The following is a 25,792-nucleotide window of genomic DNA, read 5'->3' as shown; positions in this document are numbered from 1 at the left end:
ATAAGGGACAGCTTTTCACTTATCAAAATTTAATACTTTTAATTCAGGAATTAGTCCTTTATGGACTTTCGAAAGATGATCATGTCTATTCCCTTGATTCCATTCTCATAGAAAGTTTCTGGATAAGAAGTGAAAAAATCTTTCTTAATGTCATAAAAACGATACCCAGCCTTTTGGTAAAAAGCTAAATTTTCAATGCTGGAATTTGAAGTCCCTGCAATCATATCTCTAAATCCACGTTCTTTGAACACTTGGGCAGCTTTGTTCAGGACTTGCCTGCCAATTCCTTTTCCTCTGAACGCAGGAGAAAGAGCTAGGTTTTTGATCTCGACTGTTTCTTTGCTGGGGAAAGTGAAAAGAGAGACACCGATTTCAGTACCTTCATAGGAAATCGCATACATCTCTCCTTCATGTATGTATTGATTGATGATCGTTTCATCCTCGTCGGCGAGCAGTAAAAAACTTATATACTGATGCCGGTTGTCGATAGGGATCAGATGCAGTGCTTTCATATTTTCACACCTTCCTTTGCAAAGGCTATTATCGTATAGATGTGGTTATGATAACATAGGACTAGTGTATTGATTTCTGAAATTGTAGTTTTTTCAGAAAAAAAGGAGTAGTGGATGATGAAACAACATGAAAAGATATATGACTTGATCGGAGTAGGGGTCGGGCCTTTCAACTTGAGTTTAGCGGCTCTGCTTGATGAGGTAGAAGAAGTGGAATCATTGTTTTTTGAGCAGAATGAAACCTTTGATTGGCACCCGGGGATGCTGATTGAAGGAACAAAAATGCAAGTGCCCTTCATTGCGGATTTGGTTACGATGGCAGATCCGACGAATAAATATAGTTTTTTGAATTATATCAACAAAAATGAACGCATGTACCAATTTTATTTCCTTCAGCGGCTTGACATCCCAAGACGTGAGTATAATGATTATTGCCAATGGGCCGCTGCTCAATTGAATAGTTGCCAATTCGGTAAACGTGTGACGAACATCCGTCATTATAAAGACAATGAAGAAATGTTTGAAGTGGAAGTGACAGATTTCAAACAGGACGAAGTACATCTCTACCGTTCAAAGAACCTTATCATGGGGACTGGTAGTGTCCCTGTCATGCCTGCATCATTTAGAGATTTACCTTCAGAAGATGTCTTTCACACGGCTGACTTCTTACCTAACCAGGATCGATGTCGCAAGGCTGAATCGATTACAGTTGTGGGATCTGGACAAAGTGCCGCTGAAACCTTCCGGGAATTACTGAAAGAGCAAAGGGACTGCCAATATCGCTTAGATTGGATCACTCGTTCCCCTGGGTTTGAATCTATGGAAGAATCGAAACTGAGCTTGGAGCATTTCTCACCAGACTACGTGGACTATTTTTATCAGTTGCCACAAAAGCGGAAAGATGAAATTTTCGCTACACAAGGTTTATATTATAAAGGCATCAGCAATCATACAATTAACGATATTTACAATCTACTATATGAATATTCAGTAGGCCGGGAAGAGTTGGACGTCGGTTTACAAGTATTGAGCGAAGTTAAAGATGTCCGGCCAAAACAAGAAGGTGGTTATGAACTGGAATGTTACCACAATCAGAAAAAGGAAACCTTCACACATGACACTGATGTCGTCATTGCGGCTACAGGTTACAAACCCTTGGTACCTGATTTTGTCCATCATCTAGCCGATTTCCTAGAATGGGATGATGAAGGCCGTTATAAGGTGACTGCGGATTATCGCCTGGTCAAAAATGAAAAAACGGATAATGAAATATATGTCCATAGCGGAATTTCTCATACTCATGGCGTCGGCTCTACAAACCTCGGTTTATCTATCCACCGGAATAAAGTAATTATCAATCACTTAGTCGGTCGGGAAGTTTATCCGATAAGTGAGAAAAATATTTTCCAATCCTTTACGGTCTGACCTTCTTAATCCGTACATGTTGAGTGAAAACTCATATGTACGGATTTTTTTTGAAAAAAGGAACTTTGAAAGTCACCGTTTACCCTGATGCCTTTTTATCACACCTGTTGAAACTGTGTATAAAACTGTGTATATGTGAATAAAACATACACAATTATGCATGTAATGAGTTATCCACATGTGTATAAGTTCATATTTATCCTGTTTTTTTCCTTCTAGGATATATCCTATCAAACCAACTTATATCAATCTATGATTTTATAAACAAGTAAAATATCAAAGAAGTTGATACTGACTATTGACATCTGAACCATTAGGGTTAATAATATTGTAAATATACAGTTATTATTATAAATATACATAGAGGTGGTTTTAGTTTGAAAGCAGGTATCGTTGGCGCTACAGGATATGGTGGGATAGAGCTTTTTCGAATACTGAACGTTCATCCACAAATAGATGACATCACCTTATATTCCTCTTCACAAGCAGGGGAGTATTTTGAAGATATTTATCCACAGATGCAAAGGGGTCAATCCCATATACTAGCTGATGTGGAACCAGATAAAATGAAAGAAGATCTTGATGTAGTATTTCTGGCAACGCCTGCTGGAGTATCAATTGACCTCACCCCGCAATTGCAAGGTGGTAAAGCAAAAGTGATCGACCTTTCTGGTGATTTGAGATTGAAGGATCAAGCCCTATATAAGCAGTGGTACAAAAAGGAACCTGCAGGAGAAGCGGTATTAGGAGAAGCAGTATATGGACTGCCTGAATGGAATAAGGAAAACATTCAGCAGGCAGATGTGATTGCGAATCCTGGCTGTTTTCCAACAGCCGCATTGCTGGGGGTCGGTCCGATAATCAAAGAAAGACTTGCGAACCCTTCTTCGCTCATCATAGATGCGAAATCCGGGGTTTCAGGTGCAGGGAAAAATCCGAACCGGATTACACACTTTGCTCATGCACAAGAAAACTTTCAAATTTACAAAGTGAATCAACACCAACATATTCCTGAAATTGAACAGCAATTGCAGCAATGGGACGAAGATTCCCAACCAGTGACGTTTTCCACCCATTTGGTTCCGATGACGAAAGGAATCATGGCGACGATCTATCTCCAATTGAATGAAGAAATGACCGTCGAAAAGCTTCAATCTCTTTACGAGTCCTACTATGAGAAAGAGCCTTTTGTCAGGGTAAGGGAGATGGGAAGCTTTCCATGCACGAAAGATGTCTACGGCTCTAACTTCTGTGACATCGGCATAACGCTTGATCCTAGGACAAATAGAGTGACCATTGTAAGCGTGATCGATAACTTGATGAAAGGTGCAGCTAGCCAGGCTGTACAAAATATGAATCTATTATTTCAGGCAGATGAGAGAGCAGGGCTCTCAACATTACCTGTTTATCCTTAAAGGAGAGAGGGAGAGGTGCTTTGATACAAGCGAGCAAATCAAGTGAAATCGAGAAAATAGAAAACGGATCGATTTTGACACCAAAGGGCTATCAGGCTGGTGGCATCCATAGTGGTTTAAGATATCGAAAAAAAGACTTCGGATTACTTATGAGTGAGACTCCCGCTTCTGTCGCAGCGGTCTATACTCAAAGTCATTTTCAAGCCCCGCCCCTCAAAGTCACTCAAGATAGTATTGCCGGAAGGGGGAAAATCCAAAGTGTTGTTATAAATAGTGCTGTGGCAAATGCCTGTACCGGTGAAGAAGGTCTCGCCAATGCTTACAAAATGCGTGAAATGATCGCAGAACGATTCAACCTTCCCGCCGATTACGTGGCTGTAGCTTCTACTGGAGTCATCGGCGAGCAACTCCCGATGGAAAAGATTTCCTATGGATGCAACTCTGTTGAGTTGAGTAAGAATGGGGATAAAGACTTTCAGCAATCTATCCTTACGACGGATACTTGCCAAAAGCACGCCTGTTATCAAGTGCAAATTGATGGCGAAACCGTGACCATTGCCGGAGCAGCTAAAGGCTCTGGTATGATTCACCCAAACATGGCCACTATGCTTGGTTTCATTACTACAGATGCGAACATCGACTCAGAAGACCTGCAGCATGCCCTGGGTCAGTCGATTGATAAGTCATTCAATCAAATCACAGTAGATGGAGAAACCTCTACCAATGATATGGTATTGACACTTGCGAATGGCCAAGCTGGGCATTCACCTTTAAACGAAAAACACTCAGATTGGGAAGCATTCCAGTCAGCACTCCAACTTGTCTGTGAAGACTTGGCAAAACAAATTGCTAAAGATGGAGAAGGAGCTACTAAACTCATCGAAGTCAATGTCACAGGTGCCCGTACCAGTGAAGAAGCCCGGATCATTGCAAAAAAAGTCGTTGGTTCCAATCTCGTTAAGACAGCAGTTTATGGTCTTGATGCTAACTGGGGAAGGATTGTCGGTGCAATCGGACACAGTGAAGCGAAAGTGGATGCAAATGCCTGTGATATTTACTTGGAAGACCAACTCGTTTTCAGCAAAGGGACGGCATGTCCTTTTTCAGAAGAACAGGCAAGTGAAGATTTAGATAATGAAGAAGTCAGAATAGCCATCCATCTCGGAGAAGGAGAAGGTTCAGGTATGGCATGGGGGTGTGACTTGACGTATGACTATGTCAAAATCAATGCCAGCTACCGGTCATAAACCTACCATCGTCATCAAACTTGGCGGGAGTATGATCGATCAGCTTACAGATTCGTTCTACGCCAGTTTCCAGAACATACTTCACCACTACAATTGTATTATTGTCCATGGCGGCGGTCCTGCTATTACTAACCTTTTATCTCGCTTGAACATTGAAGGGGAATTCCATGAAGGGTTACGCAAGACTACACCGGAAACCCTGGAAGTCGTTGAGATGATTCTTGGTGGAAAAGTGGGAGCGCAGATTACAAGTGAATTGACAAAACAAGGAATTGATGCGATAAGTCTGAAAGGGTCGGAAGCTTCCCTGTTAATGTGCACATACATGGATAAAGAGAATTTAGGGCTGGTCGGAAAAGTAGACAAAGTCACTCCGGATATCCTCTTGCACTCTCTTAGATCCGGATATGTACCGGTGGTAGCACCATTTGGAAAAACAGGCGATCTTCAAACCGTAAATATCAATGCAGATGTAGCGGCATCAGCGATTGCAAAAGCTGTTGGGGCAGAGAAGCTGCTGTATGTCACGGATGTACCAGGCATCCTGGTGAATGATGAGATGGTAAGTATGATTACACCGGAGGAAATCGATGTGATGATTGATGCGGGAACCATTTATGGAGGAATGATTCCTAAAGTAAGATCAGCCATGGAAACTTTATCTGATCATCTCGAGGAAGTCTGGATTGTCAGTGGTGAGCAAGCTTTGATGGAAGGGGATAAAATCAAAGGGACTTCAATCAGAGCAAAACGAAAGGAGAGGGTCGAATGAGTTTATTTCCCACATACAATCGTTTTCCACTTACAATCGTTTCGGGTGAAGGAACGAATGTTATAGACGATGAAGGAAAACAATACCTGGATTTTGTTTCAGGGATCGCTGTTTGTAACCTCGGGCACCGACCGCCTGAAGTGCAGCAGGCCCTGCAAAAACAAATGGATCAAGTTTGGCATGTCTCCAACCTTTATCAAATACCTATTCAGGAACAAGCGGCTGAATTGCTGACTGGAGCCACAGATCTCGATTATGCGTTTTTTTGTAATAGTGGAGCTGAAGCGAATGAAGCCGCTATAAAATTAGCACGCAAGCATACAGGAAGAGAGAAGATCATTACATTCAAACAATCGTTCCACGGTCGGACTTTTGCTACGATGAGCGCCACAGGGCAAGAGAAAATCCAGGAAGGATTCGGAACGTTGCTGCCGACTTTTGAGTATTTTCCCTATAATGATGTGAAAGCCATAGAGGAAGTCCATGATGGTCATGTGGCTGCTATTATGGTTGAAGTGATCCAGGGAGAAGGGGGAGTCATCCCTGCTTCAGCAGAGTTTTTGAGAACAGTTGAGGAAAAATGCCGTGAACTAGGAGCACTGCTCATTATCGATGAGGTACAAACAGGAATTGGGCGTACCGGTCAAGTTTTCGCCTATCAGCATCATGGCTTAGACCCTGATATCGTCACTTCTGCAAAAGGATTGGGGAGTGGTTTTCCGGTGGGGGCTATGATTGGTAGGTCTGAGCTGGTGGAAGCATTCAGTGCAGGGTCTCACGGGTCGACCTTTGGAGGGAACCCTCTCGCATCCGCAGCTGTAAAAGCAACCCTGGAGAAAGTCTTTACTGTCTCTTTTTTGGAAAAGGTAGAACAAAAGGGGACATATTTCAAGGAGGAATTAGAAGCGAATCTTGCTTCTTTGGAGTACGTCAAGGATATCCGCGGGCAAGGATTGATGCTCGGAATTGAAGTTCAATCTGAAGCCATACAACTTGTCCATTCTTTAAGAGAAAAAGGTTTATTGGCCGTTATTGCCGGTCCGAATGTTTTGCGGCTGTTACCGCCATTAACGGTAACAGAAGCAGAAATCGACCAAGCTGTTCTGTTGATTACTGAAGTGATCCATCAACAACAGAAGGATCTCCAGAACGTCTGAAAAATAGATAGGCGGTGAAATTCACAATACGTGATGAACACCGCCTTTTATAGGAATTAAATGTATAAAAATACAACAAGTATAATAAATATTCATTTTGTGGGGTGATGTTATGAAAGCACGTCTTTGTTTGCAAGATGGAAAATCATACGAGGGTTTCACATCAAAAGGTTATAAAAATGCCATACAAGGTGAAATCGTGTTTTTTACTGGGATGACAGGTTATCAAGAAGTGTTGACAGATCCGTCCTACCGGGGCCAGATTGTCGTCTTCACTTATCCTTTAATAGGGAATTACGGCATAAATCTTGAGGATGCGGAAAGTAAGGAGGTCCAAGTGAATGGGGTGGTCATGTTCCATTGCGCGGGTGTAGCCTCCCACTATCAATCAGTGCAATCACTCGGAGATTATTTAGATGAGCGTGGAGTGCCTTTTTTAACAGGTGTAGATACAAGGGAAGTCACCAAAGAAATCCGGACAGGTGGTACACGGCAAGCGATCCTCACCCAGAATGATGATTATGAATTTTTGCCGCCTGAATCCCGTCAAATCGACCAGGTGAAGGGAGCAAAGATAGAAACCCACGGGGAGGGTCTTATCCATATCGGACTTATTGATTTTGGTTGGAAAAAGTCGATTTTACAGAAGCTTTTGGAGTACGACGTCCGTGTCTCGGTGATTCCATATTCTGAAATAACCCAGGTGGATGATCTTAAACTTGATGCTGTCGTTCTCTCGAATGGTCCAGGGGATCCAAAAGATGTAAGTAATAAATTACCGGCCATCAAAAAAATGCTGGATGTTTATCCTACCTTCGGGATTTGTATGGGCCATCAGGTCATAGCTCTCGCTTACGGGGCAGATACGATTAAACTCGCTTTTGGGCACAGGGGAGCCAACCATCCAGTTAAAGATGTAGTGACAGGGAAAGTCTTTTTATCATCTCAAAATCACAATTACGTGGTGGATGAAGCAAGTTTAATTGAAACCCCGTTAGCAAAGAGATTTTATAACGTCAATGATGATTCAATCGAGGGGTTGATGCACGAAACCAAACGGATCATGAGTGTCCAATTTCATCCTGAGGCGAATCCTGGACCAGAGGATGCGGAATGGCTGTTCGACGACTTTCTGCAACTAGTGAAAAAGAAAGAGGTGAAGGCATATGTCTAATAAAATACTTGTGGTTGGCTCGGGTCCCATCATGATCGGGCAGGCGGCAGAGTTTGATTACTCCGGCACGCAGGGATGCCTCGCTTTGAAGGAAGAAGGGTATGAAGTCGTCCTGGTCAATAACAATCCGGCCACCATTATGACTGATTACGATGTGGCGGATGTGGTTTATTGTGAACCACTGACAGTGAAAAGCTTAGCCGCGATCATTGAGAAAGAAAAGCCGGAATCATTACTTGCTGGATTAGGCGGCCAGACGGCCTTGAATTTAGCTGTTGAGTTAGAGAAGGAGGGGGTACTGGATCAGTTTGGTGTGAAGTTGTTAGGTACAAGTGTCCGCTCTATTCAACAGGGAGAAGACAGAGAGTTATTCCGGGAGCTGATGAATGAACTTGAACAACCAGTTCCAGAAAGTGAAGTCATAACCACTTTTCAACAAGCAAAAGATTTCGTCGAGCGCGTAGGTTACCCGATCATCAGCCGTCCTGCTTATACATTAGGGGGACGTGGAGGCGGTATCGTCCATGAAGAGGAAGAGCTGGAAGAACTGATATCGACAGGGTTGAAATCCAGCCCGATCCACCAGGTCATCGTTGAGAAGAGCATCGCAGGGTTCAAAGAAATTGAGTATGAAATCATGCGTGATCATAACGGTACGTGTATTTCTGTATGTAACATGGAGAATTTTGATCCTGTGGGTGTCCACACGGGAGACTCCATCGTCGTCGCACCTTCCCAAACGTTGTCAGATAAAGACTATCAAATGTTACGCACGGCCGCTTTTAAAATTGTTTCAGCATTGGAAGTGATCGGTGGATGTAATGTCCAGTTCGCGCTGGATCCTGCCAGTCGTCAATATTATGTAATTGAGGTCAACCCGCGAGTCAGTCGTTCGTCAGCACTCGCATCCAAGGCAACAGGTTATCCAATCGCAAAGATGGCAACTAAAGTCGCCTTGGGTCATCCACTTGATCAATTAGAAAATCCGCTGACAGGTCACACATATGCAAGTTTTGAACCGGCACTCGATTATGTTGTCGTCAAATTTCCACGCTGGCCGTTTGATAAATTTTCAGAAGCTGACCGTAAATTGGGAACAAAAATGAGGGCGACGGGAGAGGTTATGGCAATCGACCGGACGTTAGAGGGGGCTTTTCAAAAAGCTGTTCATTCATTGGATACCACGATTCCAATTATCACTGATGAATGGTTCCATTTGAAAACACCGACCGATTTACGTTACTTCGCTATTCTCAACCTTTTGCGTAATGGCATAGATCCAACAGCCATCCATGCAGAGACGTCTATCGATTTGCTTTTCTTACATGTGTTGAAGAATCTTGTAGACATGGAAAAAGTGTTGCATGGAAATTCAGTGGAAAGCTTGACTGAAGAGTTGATGCAGAAAGCAAAATTGTATGGTTTCTCAGATGGGCAAATGGCCGACTTGATGGAGACAGCAGAGAAGGAAATTAAAGAGAAGAGAAAAGAGTTAGAGGTTACTTGTAAATTCAAACTGGTCGATACGTGTGCAGCGGAATTTGAGGCGGCTACGAATTATGTATACAGCACGTATGCAGGCACGAATGAAATCGAACCTTTAGCTGGAGAGAAGAAAGCTTTGATCATAGGTTCAGGTCCTATCCGTATCGGACAGGGAGTGGAATTTGACTATAGCGCAGTCAAAGCCATTGAAAGCTTGCGTAAGTTGGGATGGACGACAATCATGATCAACAATAACCCGGAAACCGTAAGCACAGATTACGAAACTGCTGATCGTTTGTATTTTGAACCGATTCAGACGGAAATTATCTCTGCCATCGTGGACCATGAAAACATAGACTTGGTTTTCACTCAATTTGGTGGGCAAACAGCGATTAATTTAGCTGAAGACTTAGAACGGGAAGGAGTCCCGCTAGCTGGTATTTCTACAAAAGTACTGGATGAACTTGAAGATCGAGACAAGTTTTATGAAGCATTGAAAGATCTTGGAATACCTCATGTCGAAGGTACGACTTGTCATACGAAAATGGAAGCATGGTCTGCAGCGGAACAATACAATTTCCCTCTCCTTTTACGTCCTTCGTATGTCATTGGCGGGCAAGGAATGGTAAAAGTTAATGATCAGGAAGAATTGAAACATGCGTTGGATAAAGCGGAGAAACGTCATTATCCAATTGTGCTCGACTCTTTTATGCAAGGAATTGAAATGGAAGTCGACATCGTTGCAGATGGAAAAGGGATTTATCTCCCGGAAGTGATCGAACATATCGAACCGGCAGGTGTGCATTCAGGCGATAGTATGGCCATCTTTCCATCCACGCTGTCCCTGGAGATTAAAGAAACGATTCGAGGATACAGTGAAATGATTATCCAACACTTCCATTACAAAGGTATCATGAACATTCAGTTCTTATGGGTCGATAACCGAGTGTATGTACTCGAAGTTAACCCGCGGGCTAGTCGTACTGTACCGATTGTGAGCAAAGTTTCGAATGTAGCGATGATCGATTTAGCGATACGCTGCCTCGTTAATGATTCAACATTGCATCTTTCCCAACTGCTTCCACCCTCGATAACGGAAGTAGCAGTTAAATATCCATTGTTTTCTTCATATGCGCTGGCTGAACTGGATCATAAGCTAGGGCCGAATATGAAATCGACGGGGGAAGGGATGTGTTTAGGCCATACGGTAGAGGAAGCTTTGCGAAAAGTTTTCTTAGAAATGCCGGATGTGCATCAAGAAAAAAATGTCTGCTTTATAGACCAGCCTGGTTATGAAACACTCTCTTCTACAAGTCTTCCTTTTAATGAATGGTTGAAGACGGAAGAGGCTGCATTGTATGTCAATAATCAGGAATCAGAAAAAGACCAGACGCGTAGAATTCAGGCCTTGAAACATGGCATTACAGTCATGAGTGAAAATAAGACGTTTGATGCTTACTTACAATCTCTTACTTGTTTAAACACCCAACCAATCCCGCTTCCAGGGAGTATTCGTGAAGGAGTGCGTCCGTAATGAATCTAATAGAGCAAATACATTCAACAGGGAATTCTATGCAAGGGAAACATGTCCTCACATGGCTTGATTATACCCAATCTGAAATCTCCCGATTATTAGCGCAAGCACAATATGTGAAAGAGAACCCCTATACGCAATCATTGAAAGGTAAGAACCTGGGGATGATCTTCGAGAAGTCTTCCACACGAACTCGGGTTTCTTTTGAAGTAGGGATGGTGCAGATGGGAGGGCATGCTCTTTATTTGAATTCCAGAGACATTCAGATCGGCCGTGGGGAGACGATTGCTGATACCGCTCAAGTCCTTTCAGGGTATGTGGATGCCCTTATGTTTCGGACCACTTCTCATGAAAAGCTGAAAGAACTTGCCGAACACGCCTCGGTTCCTGTTATCAATGGACTATGCGACATTTATCACCCTTGCCAGGCGCTAGCAGATATTTTTACAATATTGGAATTGAAAGGGCGCCTGGAGGGGCTGAAAATTGTATATATTGGTGATGGAAACAATGTAGCCCACTCCTTGATGATCCTTTCAGCAATGATGGGGATGGAAGTGGTCATCTCCACACCGGAAGGGTACGAACCCGATGGAGAAATTACGGGTAAAGCACAAGCAATAGCGAAGACTTATGGCGGTGCGGTTCTGCTGGAGGCTGATCCGAAAAAAGCCGTTGAGGGGGCCGATGTCATTTATACGGATGTATGGACGAGTATGGGACAAGAATCGGAAACTTCTGTGCGCCTCAAGGCTTTCAATGGATATCAAGTGAATCAATCTCTCCTGGAAGCAGCTGAAGCTGATGCAGTTTTCTTACATTGTCTGCCAGCTCACCGAGGGGAAGAGGTCACAGCAGAAGTGATTGATGGCAAACAATCCGCAGTTTTCCAACAGGCAGAAAATCGTATGCACGTCCAAAAGGCGATTTTGCAGGCAACCATTGGATGGTGATAAATTGAGAGCATATTTTAGGTGAATAAGACATTATGATATAGGAATGGATATCTCCATAGCCAGGGTTATCCTAAAAAGATAGTCGAAAAGCTACGAATAACATCGAACGCTAAATTCTTGAAAGGGAAATATGATTGAATGTGGAAGTAGTTAGGGAGAGTGATCAAAATTTAAAGGAGTGGCCATGTAATGAGTGAGCAAATGACAACGGCTGTGGAGCCGAAAGTCGTGAAGAAGTCCAACTTCAAGGTAGTCGGTGTCTATTGTACAACGATGATGGACGAACGAGATGTAAAAATCCCACGCTTGATGGAACAGTTTCATACGATGAAGTTGCCAAAAGTGAGGAATCGTATACACGCACCTCACTCGATCGGAATGTTTGTCGATCCTCCGAATTGGAATGAAATGACTGATGCTTTTCATTGGATTGCTGGTGTAGAAGTGGATAGTTTTGAAAAAATCCCGCAAGATATGATTACGAAGACCGTTCCTGCTCACACTTATGCTGTACTCGAATATGATCCCTCCCAACATGATTTCAATCCTTATCCCTACCTGCACAAGTGGATTACGGAAAAGGGTTATGAACAGATTGAAGGTTTCGGCTTTGAGGAATACCATCCTTACACAGGGGCTGAAACCCGTTATAAACTTTACCTTCCCATTAAGTAAAAAGTATTACTTCAGAATATGGTTTTATTGCAGGCGCTATCTTTGAAAGCAATATAGATACGGGAAAAGAGCAAGGAGGAATAGAGTTATCCTCCTTGCTCTTTCGGTGTTTAGATCTTATAAGTTACCATTTTTTGATCCTCTGCGCCGCGCGCCTCATCGTTTGTCCAGCCATTCGATGTCTCGGCCACACACGATGCGGGTTATGAATGCAAAACTTTATAAAAAGAAGGAAAGCCCAAAATAGATGATAGCTGCCACCCCAGCAGCAATCAAAGCGGGTTTCAGCTTGAATTTTGCATACTTGATCGGGTTTAAATTTAAGATTCCCGCTGTCGTATTCGTATCATCACTCAGTGGGGAGGCGAAAGCTCCAAAGGTTCCGCTGGCGAAAACGGCTCCAATCACCATCGGGAGCGAACTTCCTGCTACGGTAGCGATAGAAATACCCACAGGCATAAGGATCCCCCAAGTCCCCCATGAAGATCCGATAAAGTAAGACAATCCGCAACCGATGACAAAAATAATGACAGCCACGAACCCAGCTGGAATCCAGCCGAATGAGGAAGAAATTGTATCCGCGAACTCCAAGGCTTCCGATCCACTACTCAGCCCCCAAACCATCGCTAACAGCAAGATGACACCCATCATTTCATTTCCACCGTCAATCAAGGTGTTCATCATTTTTCTCAATGGCTCTGATCGAAACTTCAAATAAATGACGAACAGAACAAGAGTCAATACGACGGCCAACACCATAGCATCTAATACATTCGCATTAATCAAGGCACTAAACCCTGTTTGGCCATCTCTTACGCCGACCATATACATGAGCAGGAAAGTGAGTACGATGACACTGATCAATGGAATAATCAGGTGCAACGGTTGAGCGGGAAGGTTTTTCGTCACAGCTGGATGACAGTCTTCCCATTGATCGTCATCCTCCCGCTTTTCTTGGTCCATGTTTTCGGCATCTGTGGCCGGCTTTTTATTTTTATGGAAAAAGCTTAAATAAAATCCAACTGCGAGCATGGAAAAAGCAAAGAAATTGAAAGGGATGCTGCTGATATATAAGGAATAAGCATCCCCGTCCGCATTCGCCTGCTGAAGAGAAAGTTCAATGACAGAAGTCATGTAACCTACAAATGCTGTAGCTACAGGAATCAATACCACAAGAGGAGAGGCTGTCGTCTCAATGACAAAACCCAGCTCTTGTTTCGTCATGGGGATGTTTTTTCGCATCGCTTTCATGACTGGTCCGATAGTTACAATCCGAAAGCTGGGGGCACTGAAAGTTCCTAAAGAGGACAACCACGTCAAAATGAATGCACCACGCTTGTGATCGATGCGTTCCGTCGCCTCTTTCACAAACCCCTTAATCCCACCTGACATTTTTACGATACCGATCAAAGCGGAGAAGGCATACAGGAACAGGATGATTTTTAAATTATTCTCATCAGTCATGCCTTCTATTATGAATCCTAAAGCAGTCATCATTCCCCCGAGCCAATGAGGATCGATGATATATCCTGCTACCACTACCGCAAAAAGCAGGCTTGGAATCACTTGTTTGGTCCAAATGGCAGAAATGATGACGACAATGAAAGGAACAACAGAAATCCATCCCATAAATATGTACCTCGCTTTATTTTTGCTGCTTTTAGCATGTGTGGATTTGGACAAGATATTCTTAGGCTGAGAAAAAGGGAGTTGCGTCTTTGGTAACGGATATACATTTTAGAGTAGTGTATAGAGGAGAGGATCGCATGTCTTTTTTGAATAGAAAATTCAAGTAATCCAAACAAGCGGGCCCTTTTTGCTAAGAAATGTTAAACATTTGTTGATGTAGGAATAAGGCAATAATTTCATTATTTATAAAGTTTCGTTAGTGGCTGACGTACTGAAAAAAAAGTCCATGACGGTGATGTCCAAAGTGGGCGGGGCTTCAGACCTTTATTTGGCACGGTTTTTCTGAAAATGTCGACCGCTTGCAAAGGAAAACAAGTCGATCGTGCTGCATTTGCGGATATGGTGGAAGCAGCCTTGGATGGCATCAAACAAAGAGGCAAAGCAGAAGCCGGCGAGAAGACGATGATCGACGTCTGATCCCCCGTATTGGCTGCTATGAAGGAAAACCCGGAGTGGAAAGTGGACGAGATCAAAGAGCTGCTGCAACAAGTGGTTGGTGGGGTGCCGATTGAATCGGCTGGAGGAAGCGAAGGTGCAGGTATTGGCACAAGCTTTGAAAAGATTCAGAGTGCGATCGAGCAAGTGGATGCTAATGGAGCGCTGGTGTTTTATGATCTGGGCAGTGCCAAGATGAATGCTGAAATGGCAATCGAAATGCTGGAGTCAGAAAATGTTCGCCTTGTCTCCTATCCGATTGTGGAAGGTGCGTATTTGGCAGCGGGAATCTAGTATGGATCAATCGCTGGATGAAATCTTAGCGTCACTAGAAAAAGAGTCTGGCAGTAAATAAAGAAAAGCCGTGCTTTCTTATAGAAGGAAAGCACGGCTTTTTTGTATGGATCATGACGTGAAAGTCAAATGGCAACATCTTCTTTAGATTTCTCCCGACTTTCTGTTTTGACATCCTTTCTGCTGGCTTCAAGGTAAGCACTTGGTTCTACCAAGAACCAACAGGCGAGAAAGCAAAGAAAAGAAGAAGCGGCAATGAAAATAAAAAATAAAGCTGGATTCAAGAAACCGAGAATGGCAAGAAACAAGACGGCCCCTACATTTCCATAAGCCCCTACCATCCCTGCTACTTGGCCAGTCACCCTTTTCTTCACGAGCGGGACCATTGAAAATACCGCGCCTTCGCCTGCTTGTACAAAGAAAGAACAAGTCATGGTCAAGGCGATGGCTGCGAAGATCGGCCAGCTGGATGCGATCTGAGACATTCCGATATAGGCAACAGATAAACAAACCATAAGAATCAGTAACGTTTTTTTACGACCGAATTTATCACTGAGCCATCCTCCTCCCGGTCGGGCGACGAGGTTCATGAACGCAAAGGAGCTCGCTACCATCCCTGCCTGGGCAACACTGATGCTGAAGGTTTCTTCAAAAAACATAGGAAGCATGGAAATCACGGCTAATTCCGAACCGAACGTCGTGGCGTAAGCGAAATCTAAAATGGCAACCTGTTTAAATGAATATTGGTCTTTCTTTGGGACACCTGCTTTTAATGATTCCCTGTTGACACTCCAAATTTTATAGACATTATACATATAAGTGAGTGCGAGGATGATATAAATGACGCTTGCCACGAATGTTGAGATGAGAGAGGTATGACTCAGCTGCCATGTGATCAGAGCAAGTGCAGCATACAACGGAACCGACATAAGGATGAGACCGAACATGCTTTTGTAACTGGTAATTTCCATAGCCCCGTTTCGCTTGGGTTTTTTATATTCTTTTCCTTCTGGTGTATTTTCCACAGATCGATAGTAAAATAATGCATAAATGATACATAACACACCGGTAAGAGCGATGGCATAACGCCACCCGTTTTCTCCGCCGATAAGAAGTGCAATGGTTGGAAGTGTGAATGCAGCTGCTGCAGAGCCGAAATTTCCCCAGCCTCCATAAACGCCTTCAGCAAGTCCCAGCTGCCGAGGAGGAAACCACTCGGATACCATCCGGATCCCGATGACGAACCCTGCACCTACGACCGAAAGCAAAGCCCTTGCAATGAAAAGCTGCCAGAACGAATTCGCTAAAGCGAACCAAAAACAAGGAATACTCATCACCAAAAGTAAGACGGTATACACATTTTTTGGACCGAACCGGTCAACGAGCATACCGATAATAATCCTTGCAGGGATGGTGAGTGCTACGTTGATCGAAAGCAGGACACCGATTTCTTCTTTAGAAAGCTGCAGAGCCTCCCGTATAGTTGAAACAAATGGTGCCATGTTGAACCAGACGAAGAAACTTAAAAAGAACGCGAACGTTGTCATAAATAAAATCCGCTTATTACCCTTGTACATGGTGTTTTCTTCTCCCATAACCAAGCCTCCATATCTTATTGATTAATCCGATTATTTCAAATATTTAAATTTTGTCACGTTACATGTCAGATTTTATGACATTGATTTGAAGGGAATCGTACACATGTTCAAGGAGATAAACCTTTTTGTTTAAACAATGAAAGGGCTTTAATAAATGGAGAGAATTTTTTCAAAAAATTCCCTTCAAACCAGTTTGTAGATGAAGAGTGAATATCTTTAAATAAGACTGTTTTGTCAGTTTTTCTTACACACTGAATGACAAGTTAAACCCCTCATGCTAGTCTGTTGTATATTGCACAGTGATTTATATAAATTCTGGGGGTTTTATTATGGTTAAACGGAAGCTGGTGGTCGTCGGAAATGGAATGGCAGGTGTTCGCTGCGTTGAAAACATCCTCCGTGAAGGTCCAGACGCTTTTGATATCACTATTTTTGGCCGGGAGCCTCATGGGAACTATAGCCGGATCATGCTTTCGTCTGTATTACAGGGATCGACTTCCTTTAAAGAGATCATGCTCAACCCCTACATCTGGTATGAAGAGAATGGGATTACTCTTTATACAGGTGAAATGGTTACTCAGATCGATAAGGAAAATAAGTGCGTGGAAACAGATTTGGGGAGGGAGGTTGAGTTTGACAAGTTAATCATGGCCACGGGTTCTTCTCCGTTCGTTTTGCCATTGGCGGGGGTGGAGAAAGAGGGCGTGATCTCCTTCCGTACGATTGAAGATTGTCAACGTATGATCGAAACAGCTGATCACTACAAAAAAGCTGTCGTCATAGGCGGAGGGCTTTTAGGGCTCGAAGCCGCAAGAGGACTGCTGAATTTAGGGATGGAAGTGGACGTTGTACACCGGTCTGAATACATCATGCAGAGACAATTGGACGAACAGGCTTCTCTGATGCTTCAAAAAGAACTGGAAAGCCAAGGGATGCGTTTTCTTCTTAACATAGTTTCTCATGAAGTGCTAGGAGAAGAACGGGTAGAAGGGCTTCGGTTCGATGATGGAACGGAAGTAGAGACGGATCTTGTTGTCATGGCAGTAGGGATCAAGCCGAATAGTCAATTGGCCAAAGATAGTGGGGTGGAGACGAACCGAGGAATTCTTGTGAATGATTTTCTGGAAACGAATACTCCTGATCTATACGCGATCGGGGAGTGTGCCGAACACGAAGGCATCGTTTATGGATTGGTGCAGCCGCTTTATGAACAAGGAGAGGTGCTTGCCCGTCATTTGTGCGGCAAGAAGGTTTCAGGTTACCGCGGTTCTGTTCTTTCTACTCAATTGAAGATTTCTGGAGTCGATGTTTTTTCCGTCGGTCAGTTCACACCTGATCGAACCACGGAAGGGATTCATTATCAAAATGACATTGAAGGAGTTTATAAAAAAGTCGTGTTCCGAGGGAATAAAGCCGTCGGGGCCGTCCTTTTCGGGGATACTCGCCTAGGGCCGAAATTATTGGATACGATCGTGAAAGAAAAGGTGGTCTCTGATCAGGATAAGGCTTCCTTGCTGGACTCGTTGGATCCGGGAAATTCTCCTATGGCTAAATTACCTTTGACCGACAATGTCTGTACCTGTAATGGGGTTTCCAAAGAATCGATCATCGCAGCTGTCCAACAAGAAAACTTGAAAACGGTGGATGAGGTGAAAACGTGTACGAAAGCCTCTAGTTCTTGTGGAGGTTGTAAGCCTTCTGTAGCCGAACTCTTAGATTACATCTCCAGTGACCATTTTAATGAAGAAGTAAAAGATGAATCCTTATGTGCCTGCACCTCCCTATCCGAAGATGAAGTCGTAGAACAAATCCAGCTGAAAGAGTTAGCCACACGGGAGGGAATCATGGACGAGTTAGAATGGAATACGGAAAAGGGGTGCTCCGATTGCCGCCCTGCATTGAACTATTACCTACAAATGATCCACCCATGGTTTGAAAACAATGAGGAGGCTCTCTATCTCAATGAGAAGATGAATGCAGCGCTTCAAAGTGATGGTACATACGTGGTCACTCCACAAATTCATGGTGGGATCCCAAATATCGAGCAGCTGAATAAAATGACGTATGTAGCTAACAAATACTCTTCTATTGAACTTGCGATTTCGCGTAGTCAGCGTATTCATTTTTTGGGTGTGAAAAAGAAGGACCTTTCTAGGGTTTGGGCGGATTTGGACATGCCTCTGGTCGTGCCGGGGGTAAATAAAGTCTCCCCTATCCAAACGAGTATCGGAGAGGACCAGTGCCCATGCACGAAACAGTATCCGTTTGATTTGATCCGAAGCCTGGAGCAAAGAACAGAGCTTTTACAAACCCCATATCGACTAAACATAGAAATTTCTCTTTGCTTTCACAATGGAGCAGAGGCTACCACCAAAGATATAGGGAGCATCAAAGTTTCCGGTGGATGGGAAATTTATGTCGGCGGGAGCAGTGCCAAAAATGTCCGGGAAGGGCAATTGTTATGTGTCGTTCATTCGGACGAAGAAGCGCTGCAGTTCATGGCAGGTTTTATTCAATATTACCGGGAGTCTGCCAGGTACAGAGAGCGAACGTGGCAATGGCTGGATCGAGTCGGCCTTGTTCATGTAAGGGAAGTGTTATTCAATGAAGAAATCCGCGGTGATTTTCTCGAGAGGATGAATGTGGACAGCACTCAGCGAAATGACACATTGGTGAACATGTAATTGTGCACAATAGTTGCCAGGAGATGACTAAGGTGAAGGAGGAGACCACGTGACCGAGTTGATGCTGAAGTACTTCCGCGATAAGCAGAGACAAGTGCAATCCGAAAAAGTCTACGATACGCAATGTCCATTCTGTAGTATGCAATGTAAGATGCAGTTGATTGAGCAGAAAGACGTATCGAGGACGACTTACAAAACAGTCGGCAAAGATAACCCCACATCTCAGGGACGGCTGTGTGTGAAAGGGATGAATGCTCACCAGCACGCCCTCCACAGGGAGAGGATCAAGCAGCCATTGTTGAAGGTGGACGGTGAGTTCAAGGCGATTGCATGGAAGGAAGCTTTGGACCATATCCGTCATAACTTTGAGGAAATACAAGAAACAGATGGTTCTGATGGACTCTCAGTGTATGGCAGTGCCTCGCTCACCAATGAAGAAGCTTATCTTTTAGGTAAGTTCGCCCGCGTGGTGCTAAGGACAAAATACATCGATTATAACGGCCGCTTATGTATGGCTTCTGCGGCAACGGCGGCTAATCAGTCTTTTGGCGTGGACAGAGGCTTTGCGAACAGTTTGCAGGAAGTTCCTCATACAAAATGCATCATGCTTGCGGGGACAAACATCGCCGAGTGCCAGCCTACCATCATGCCCTATTTCGAAAAGGCGAAGGAAAACGGGGCCTACATCATCGCGATCGACCCACGTGAGACCGCCACGACAAAAATAGCAGACTTGCATTTGAAAAATAAACCAGGGTCGGATGCCTCTCTCGCCAACGGACTGCTTAAAATCATGATCGAGGAAAATTACATAGACGAAGCGTTCATACAGAAGCGTGTGAACGGCTTTGAAGAAGTGGCACATCATCTGTCTTCCGTCGATTTGGATGAAGTTGCAGAACTTACAGGACTATTAAAAGAACATCTCTATCAAGCAGCCAGCATATTCGGTCAAGAGGATTCAGGGATGATTTTTACAGCAAGGGGTGTCGAGCAGCAAACAGACGGAACGGCAGCCGTTCGCGGATTCTTAAATATTCTCCTTGCTACAGGAAAGATCGGAAAACCTTATTCGGGATATGGTGCTGTTACTGGACAAGGGAATGGTCAAGGAGCGAGGGAACATGGTCAAAAAGCGGATCAGCTGCCAGGTTATCGTTCCATCGAAAATAAAGAAGATCGAAAGTACGTGTCGGAGGTGTGGGGCATCCAAGAAGAAGACTTGCCGGGGGAAGGGGTTTCCGCATATGAAATGTTCGAAAAAATAGAGGAGGGAACAATCACCGGCATGTTTCTGATGTGTTCTAATCCAGTCGTTTCTAACCCGAATGCGAACTTTGTGAAAAATGCCTTGAAGAAGTTGAAGTTTTTCGTAGCTGTGGATTTGTTTATTTCTGAAACTGCAGAAATGGCCGATTTAATCCTTCCCGCCTCCTCTTATTTAGAGGACGAAGGCACAATGACCAACATTGAGGGGAGGGTTGTGCTGAGAGAGGCCAGCCGTCCGATTCCCGGAGAAGGGAAGCATGACTGGCAGATCATTTGCGAAATGGCGGAAGTGCTCGGAAAAGGTGAATACTTTCCCTATTCTGAAGCGGAAGACATTTTTAATGAATTAAGGCTCGCCACTAAAGGCGGAAAGGCCGATTACTATGGCATCACCTATGAAAAGATTCGACGGCAAAATGGAGTCTTATGGCCGTGCCCGGATAAGGATCATGAAGGGACAGAGAGGTTATTTGAACATGATTTCGCCCATTCAGATGGAAAAGGGAAAATGGCTGTAGTTGAAAATGTGCCTAAAGTGAAAAAGGATCAAACAAGTGACGACTATCCACTAACCTTGACCACTGGCCGGGTGATGTCCCATTATCTTTCGGGCGAACAGACGAGGAGAAGTTCTTCGTTAGCCGCACGGAATATTGAATCCTTCATTGAAATCCATCCAAAAACAGGAAGGGAATATGGTTTGGAAGATCGTATGCTGGTTAAGGTCGAGTCCGCCCAGGGGCACATTGTGGTGCGTAGCAAGTGGAACGAGGAAATAAGGAAAGATACGGTATTCGTTCCTTTTCATTGGGCTGGCAAGCAAAATGTCAATCGCTTAGTTTCAAATAAATTAGACCCTGATTGCCGTATGCCGGGGTTTAAAGTGGTCGCTGTCAACGTAAGTCCTTACTTGAATTAAGAGGATGTCAAAAAGAGGAGTCTATCTCAATGGTAGCCTTCTCTTTTTTTAGGCTATGTTAAACGTCTTTGTTGATTTTCCATTAAAGAGTTATTCAATTATCTAGCAGATTTCGAGATGTGTGTAGTTATGTTTCCGTTGCCTTGGATGGAAAAAGAGGTCCGGGAAATTACTCGCTTTCGGTGGACATGCGCTGAGCTCCCTCGGACTTCGTCCTCCGGGCTCTCACCTATCATCTCCAGTTCCCCCTTATTCAAAGCGATCGAAGAACTCATATGAGAAATTAAAAGTCCTCTATGAGGCGGTGAAATGCTCCATCAATATGGGTAAAACTCTCTGTACATTGGAGACTCATTCAGATAGCCCCCACGGAATGAAAAAGAAACGGCGCTCCAATTGTAATGATCACTAACAGTAAATGTGACTTTTCGTTTATCATGATGAAACGTTTATTTTTAAAAAACGTACCCTAAAGGGAGATTCCTTTAGGGTTATCTGGATATCCTTCATTATCCATGGTGGTTTATTTTTATTGAGTCTAACGCGGAACCTTGATGTATAACATTGCCTCTTTTTATATGGAAAATAAAAGAAAGTGCTTACATGAAAAAGCATGTGAGGTTTTCTGACATTAAAGTTGAACAAGCTTGTACCTCCACATACAATGAACATACACTTAATTTTCTAAAAATTACAACTACTTGGAGGGTTCTGCTGCATGGCAAAACAAAAGCTAGTTCTTATAGGAAATGGTATGGCAGGTGTGAGAGCCGTTGAAGAAGTATTGAAATTATCTCCGGATCAATTTGAGATTACCGTATTCGGGAGTGAACCATATCCAAATTACAATCGAATCGAATTGTCTAAAGTTTTACAGGGAGATACAAAAATTGACGATATCACTCTAAATAGCTGGGAATGGTACGAAGATAACGGTATCCTTCTCTATCCAGGAGAAACCGTAACAGCCATCGATAAGGATAATCAACGAGTCTATACAGACAAGGATCGTCAAGTGGATTACGATAAATTGATCATGGCTACAGGGTCTGTTCCCTTCATGCTTCCTCTGCCAGGAGCTGACAAAGAAGGAGTGACCGCGTTTCGTGACATCAAAGATTGTGAAAAAATGATGGAATGCGCAAACGATTATAAGAAAGCCGTGGTCATCGGCGGCGGCCTTCTCGGTTTAGAAGCGGCCAGAGGATTGCTGAATCTGGGGATGGACGTGGCTGTGGTACATATAGCTGATTACTTGATGGAAAGGCAGCTGGATAAGACGGCAGGGAAGATGCTGCAAAGAGAATTAGAAGAGCAAGGAATGAATTTTCTTTTAGAGAAGCATTCCGCTGAGATTATTGGAGATGACCGAGTCGAAGGCCTCAAGTTTAAAGATGGAGAAGTAATTGAAGCGGACTTAGTCGTTATGGCAGTGGGAATCAAACCTAACGTCAGCCTGGCTAAAGAAACCGAAATCCCTGTCAACCGGGGGATTCTTGTGAACGATCATTTGGAGACAGAAATTCCGAATATTTTTGCTGTCGGGGAGTGTGCCGAGCACAGGGAAATGGTGTACGGCTTAGTCGCTCCGTTGTATCAGCAAGGGCAAGAAATGGCACGAAGAATGTGTGAGTTGGACGGTAAAGGGTATCAGGGATCCGTGCTATCCACGCAATTGAAAGTGTCAGGGGTTGACGTTTTTTCTACCGGAAAAATCAATGAAGATGAAGAAACGAAATCTATTAAAGTGTTTGATGATTGGAACGGGGTTTATCAAAAAGTCCTTATTGACGACGGGAAAATAACTGGAGCCGTTCTATTCGGAGATACGAAAGATGGAAACCGGCTGTTATCGCTGATCAATAAAGGGGCTGCGATCGAAGAATACATGGAAACTGATGGAGGTGGTTCTGATTTGGTCGCCGACATGCCAGATGAAGAAATCATCTGTGGATGTAATGGAGTGACGAAGGGGACGATTGTAGAAGCCATAAACAGTCAGGGACTTGCCACCGTAGAACAGGTGAAGGGCTGTACGAATGCTTCAAGGTCATGTGGGGGATGTAAATCACTCGTATCTGAGCTTTTAGAACATACCTTAGGAGATCAATTCGATCAGTTCCAGAAAGAATCGATTTGTGCCTGCACGACATTATCCAAGGATGAAGTGGTCGAAGAAATCAAAGAGAAAGGTCTTACTCATACAAGAGAAGTGATGAATGTGCTGGGATGGAAGTCGGAGGAAGGCTGCTCCAAGTGTAAACCTGCCTTGAACTATTACTTAGGAATGCTCAATCCTAAAGAGTATGAAGATGAAAAAGAATCCCGTTTCGTGAATGAGCGCCTTCATGCCAATATACAGAACGACGGTACCTATTCTGTTGTTCCTCGTATGTACGGTGGCGTAACGAACGCCACGGATTTAAGAAAAATCGCTGATGTGGCGGATAAATACGAAGTGAAATTGATTAAAGTCACCGGCGGCCAGCGCCTCGATCTGCTGGGTGTGCAGAAAGAAGACTTGCCACGTATTTGGTCCGAACTTGACATGCCGTCAGGGTCTGCCTATGCCAAAGGCCTAAGGACGGTAAAAACTTGTGTAGGCGCTGACTTCTGCCGATTCGGGACCCAGGATTCTATTGGCTTAGGCGTACAACTGGAGAAGAAATTCGAGGGGCTCAACACTCCGCATAAAGTGAAAATGAGTGTGTCTGCTTGTCCGAGAAACTGTGCCGAGGGATCAGTGAAAGACTTAGGCGTTGTAGGACTTGATGGCGAGTTTGAGATCTATGTGGGAGGTAACGGTGGTACGCACATGAGGAAAGCCGAGCTGTTATGCAAGGTGAAGACAGAAGAAGAAGTCTTAGATACCTCGGCCGCCTTTTTACAATATTACAGAGAAGATGCTACCTATCTTGAACGTACATCAGCCTGGGTTGAAAGAGTAGGCCTGGATAAGATTAAAGCCGTTCTCGGTGATAAGAAAACGTTCATCGACTTGAATCATCGTATGGAAGAAGCGTTGTCCGTTCTGCAGGAACCTTGGAAGGAAGCGTTGGAAGATCAGACGATATTGAAAGATCTTTACCAAACGGTAAAAGTTCCATAAGATATTACGAATCCTAAGGAGGCTTTTCGATGGAAACTGTATTAAATGAAGTTTTTGTAGCCCGCATAGAGGATCTGCCTGACAAGATCGGAAAAACGACCGTCATTGGAGATTTGGAATTAGCCATTTTCAAACTCGACGATGGCAGGATCCACGCGATAGAAAACAGGTGCCCGCATAAAGGAGGCGTGCTTGCGGAAGGAATGGTGAGTGGTGAACATGTCTTTTGTCCGATGCACGACTGGAAAATCAGTGTGAGGGATGGGAAGGTGCAGGAGCCTGATGAGGGATGTGTGCAAACGTTCGAGGTTTCAGTCAAAGATGGCGGCGTTTATGTCCTGCTGCCACAATGATTTGCCCAGTTGCTGATAAGAAGGAACAAACCTAAGGAGGAGCCATATGTCAAAGGTGTACCTAGTTGGAGCAGGACCAGGAGACCCGGATTTAATCACAGTAAAGGCTTTGAAATGCATTCAAAAAGCCGACGTCATCCTATATGACCGGTTAGTGAATGAACAATTACTGAAAGAAGCAAAACCTGGCGTAGACTTTGTGTTTTGCGGGAAACACCCGAAGTTTCATATCTTGAAACAGGAAACGATCAACCATTTATTAGTCAAATACGCTAAGGAAGGAAAAACCGTCACCCGTTTAAAGGGAGGAGATCCTTTTGTATTCGGCCGAGGTGCTGAGGAAGCAGAGGAATTGGCCAAGCATGGAATTTCTTTTGACATCGTACCGGGGATCACCTCTGGGATTGCGGCTCCTGCTTATGCCGGGATCCCCATCACCCATCGGGATATGGGCAGCTCTTTTGCTGTCATTGCGGGCCATCGTTGTAAAGGAAAGTACAAGGAAGTGGATTGGGAGAGTTTAGCTAAAGGGGTTGATACATTGGCCATCTATATGGGAATCACTAACCTGCCCTATATCTGCGATCAACTCCTAAGTAACGAAAAGAAAAAGGATACGCCAGTAGCGATCATCCAGCAAGGGACGACTGAAGATCAAAGGGTAGTGACGGGTACGCTTGGGAATATTGTAGATGTCGTCGAAAAGTCGAAGATTTCGAATCCTGCGATGATTGTAGTGGGAGAAGTCGTGCGTTTCCGCAGCCGTCTCCACCAGTTGAATCTATTAAACGAGGATCCAGTCGAGTTGGAAGCTTTGGAAGCTTAAAAAAGGATTTATTTTATATAATATATAAAAAGAAGCCAGGCCAGTATGCTGTACGAAGTGCCCAGCATGGAACTGATATGCGTTATCATTATTCGTTCATTGAAACGAGCGAAGGGACTAGGGTGGACTTCAAAGGAGAACTTTACACAGAAGGGCTTCGAAACAAACTGATGAAACCCCTGGTTAAGAAAATCATCAAAAAAGAAGACCAGGACCACTTAGAGCACATGAAGAAGTTTATCGAAACTTCTGCTTAATGATGGT

General features: G+C 43.9%; 20 protein-coding genes. 17 read left to right on the top strand and 3 right to left on the bottom strand.

Annotation, left to right across the window (positions count from 1 at the left end):
- Nucleotides 1–50 precede the first annotated feature (50 nt).
- Entirely contained in the window at nt 51–512 is a 462-nt protein-coding gene (locus ACTWPX_RS01525; RefSeq protein WP_443118211.1) for a GNAT family N-acetyltransferase, read from the bottom strand.
- A 117-nt stretch (nt 513–629) separates the two neighbouring features.
- Here ACTWPX_RS01525 and ACTWPX_RS01520 point away from each other — a divergent pair, with 117 nt between their 5' ends.
- The 9 genes from ACTWPX_RS01520 (at nt 630) to ACTWPX_RS01480 (ending at nt 12,352) form a co-directional block, all read left to right on the top strand.
- Nucleotides 630–1,937 carry a lysine N(6)-hydroxylase/L-ornithine N(5)-oxygenase family protein gene (locus tag ACTWPX_RS01520; RefSeq protein WP_443118210.1) on the top strand — a complete coding sequence of 436 codons (1,308 nt, stop codon included), beginning with the start codon at nt 630–632 and terminating at the stop codon, nt 1,935–1,937.
- Nucleotides 1,938–2,314: 377 nt separating this feature from the next.
- Nucleotides 2,315–3,352 (top strand): N-acetyl-gamma-glutamyl-phosphate reductase, encoded by a 1,038-nt coding sequence (argC, locus tag ACTWPX_RS01515; RefSeq protein ID WP_443118209.1) that lies wholly within the window; start codon nt 2,315–2,317, stop codon nt 3,350–3,352.
- A gap of 20 nt (nt 3,353–3,372) precedes the next feature.
- Nucleotides 3,373–4,599 (top strand): bifunctional ornithine acetyltransferase/N-acetylglutamate synthase, encoded by a 1,227-nt coding sequence (gene argJ / locus ACTWPX_RS01510; RefSeq protein WP_443118208.1) that lies wholly within the window; start codon nt 3,373–3,375, stop codon nt 4,597–4,599.
- Nucleotides 4,562–5,371 (top strand): acetylglutamate kinase, encoded by an 810-nt coding sequence (gene argB, locus ACTWPX_RS01505; protein ID WP_128525401.1) that lies wholly within the window; start codon nt 4,562–4,564, stop codon nt 5,369–5,371. Before argJ ends, argB begins: the two co-directional genes overlap by 38 nt.
- Nucleotides 5,368–6,528, top strand: coding sequence for an acetylornithine transaminase (locus ACTWPX_RS01500; protein WP_443118207.1), 1,161 nt, complete (start codon nt 5,368–5,370; stop codon nt 6,526–6,528). Before argB ends, ACTWPX_RS01500 begins: the two co-directional genes overlap by 4 nt.
- Nucleotides 6,529–6,640: 112 nt before the next feature.
- A complete protein-coding gene (locus tag ACTWPX_RS01495) occupies nt 6,641–7,702 on the top strand; it encodes a carbamoyl phosphate synthase small subunit (protein WP_443118206.1) in 1,062 nt (353 codons plus the stop codon).
- On the top strand, nt 7,695–10,721 hold the full coding sequence (locus ACTWPX_RS01490) for a carbamoyl phosphate synthase large subunit (RefSeq protein ID WP_443118205.1): 3,027 nt from the start codon (nt 7,695–7,697) through the stop codon (nt 10,719–10,721). Before ACTWPX_RS01495 ends, ACTWPX_RS01490 begins: the two co-directional genes overlap by 8 nt.
- Complete coding sequence (gene argF / locus ACTWPX_RS01485) at nt 10,721–11,674, top strand: ornithine carbamoyltransferase (RefSeq protein WP_443118204.1); 954 nt, start codon at nt 10,721–10,723, stop codon at nt 11,672–11,674. Before ACTWPX_RS01490 ends, argF begins: the two co-directional genes overlap by 1 nt.
- Before the next feature lie 192 nt (nt 11,675–11,866).
- Complete coding sequence (locus ACTWPX_RS01480; protein WP_443118203.1) at nt 11,867–12,352, top strand: GyrI-like domain-containing protein; 486 nt, start codon at nt 11,867–11,869, stop codon at nt 12,350–12,352.
- A 219-nt stretch (nt 12,353–12,571) separates the two neighbouring features.
- On the opposite strand, the gene ACTWPX_RS01475 is transcribed toward ACTWPX_RS01480, so the two are convergent.
- Nucleotides 12,572–13,981, bottom strand: coding sequence for a Na+/H+ antiporter NhaC family protein (locus tag ACTWPX_RS01475; RefSeq protein ID WP_443118202.1), 1,410 nt, complete (start codon nt 13,979–13,981; stop codon nt 12,572–12,574).
- Nucleotides 13,982–14,329: 348 nt separating this feature from the next.
- Here ACTWPX_RS01475 and ACTWPX_RS01470 point away from each other — a divergent pair, with 348 nt between their 5' ends.
- Entirely contained in the window at nt 14,330–14,458 is a 129-nt protein-coding gene (locus ACTWPX_RS01470) for a DAK2 domain-containing protein (protein WP_443118201.1), read from the top strand.
- Nucleotides 14,459–14,476: 18 nt separating this feature from the next.
- The gene (locus ACTWPX_RS01465) at nt 14,477–14,770 is read left to right on the top strand and encodes a dihydroxyacetone kinase phosphoryl donor subunit DhaM (RefSeq protein ID WP_443118486.1); all 294 of its coding nucleotides are present in this window, start codon (nt 14,477–14,479) and stop codon (nt 14,768–14,770) included.
- 125 nt (nt 14,771–14,895) lie between these two features.
- On the opposite strand, the gene ACTWPX_RS01460 is transcribed toward ACTWPX_RS01465, so the two are convergent.
- Nucleotides 14,896–16,365 (bottom strand): NarK family nitrate/nitrite MFS transporter, encoded by a 1,470-nt coding sequence (locus ACTWPX_RS01460; RefSeq protein ID WP_443118200.1) that lies wholly within the window; start codon nt 16,363–16,365, stop codon nt 14,896–14,898.
- Nucleotides 16,366–16,697: 332 nt separating this feature from the next.
- Here ACTWPX_RS01460 and nirB (ACTWPX_RS01455) point away from each other — a divergent pair, with 332 nt between their 5' ends.
- The 6 genes from nirB (ACTWPX_RS01455) (at nt 16,698) to ACTWPX_RS01430 (ending at nt 25,785) form a co-directional block, all read left to right on the top strand.
- Nucleotides 16,698–19,052, top strand: coding sequence for a nitrite reductase large subunit NirB (gene nirB / locus ACTWPX_RS01455; protein ID WP_443118199.1), 2,355 nt, complete (start codon nt 16,698–16,700; stop codon nt 19,050–19,052).
- 49 nt (nt 19,053–19,101) lie between these two features.
- Entirely contained in the window at nt 19,102–21,240 is a 2,139-nt protein-coding gene (nasC, locus tag ACTWPX_RS01450; protein WP_443118198.1) for an assimilatory nitrate reductase catalytic subunit NasC, read from the top strand.
- Between the two features lie 718 nt (nt 21,241–21,958).
- Nucleotides 21,959–24,349 (top strand): nitrite reductase large subunit NirB, encoded by a 2,391-nt coding sequence (gene nirB / locus ACTWPX_RS01445; protein ID WP_443118197.1) that lies wholly within the window; start codon nt 21,959–21,961, stop codon nt 24,347–24,349.
- Between the two features lie 29 nt (nt 24,350–24,378).
- Complete coding sequence (nirD, locus tag ACTWPX_RS01440) at nt 24,379–24,702, top strand: nitrite reductase small subunit NirD (RefSeq protein WP_443118196.1); 324 nt, start codon at nt 24,379–24,381, stop codon at nt 24,700–24,702.
- Nucleotides 24,703–24,748: 46 nt separating this feature from the next.
- Entirely contained in the window at nt 24,749–25,528 is a 780-nt protein-coding gene (gene cobA, locus ACTWPX_RS01435; protein ID WP_443118195.1) for a uroporphyrinogen-III C-methyltransferase, read from the top strand.
- Between the two features lie 77 nt (nt 25,529–25,605).
- Entirely contained in the window at nt 25,606–25,785 is a 180-nt protein-coding gene (locus ACTWPX_RS01430; RefSeq protein WP_443118194.1) for a hypothetical protein, read from the top strand.
- The last annotated feature ends 7 nt before the right edge of the window (nt 25,786–25,792 follow it).

This window comes from Halobacillus sp. H74, from assembly GCF_052246715.1.
GTDB lineage: Bacteria > Bacillota > Bacilli > Bacillales > Halobacillaceae > Halobacillus > Halobacillus litoralis_A.
Note: the sequence above shows the minus strand (reverse complement) of the source record. Positions and strands in the feature narration are given on the sequence as shown.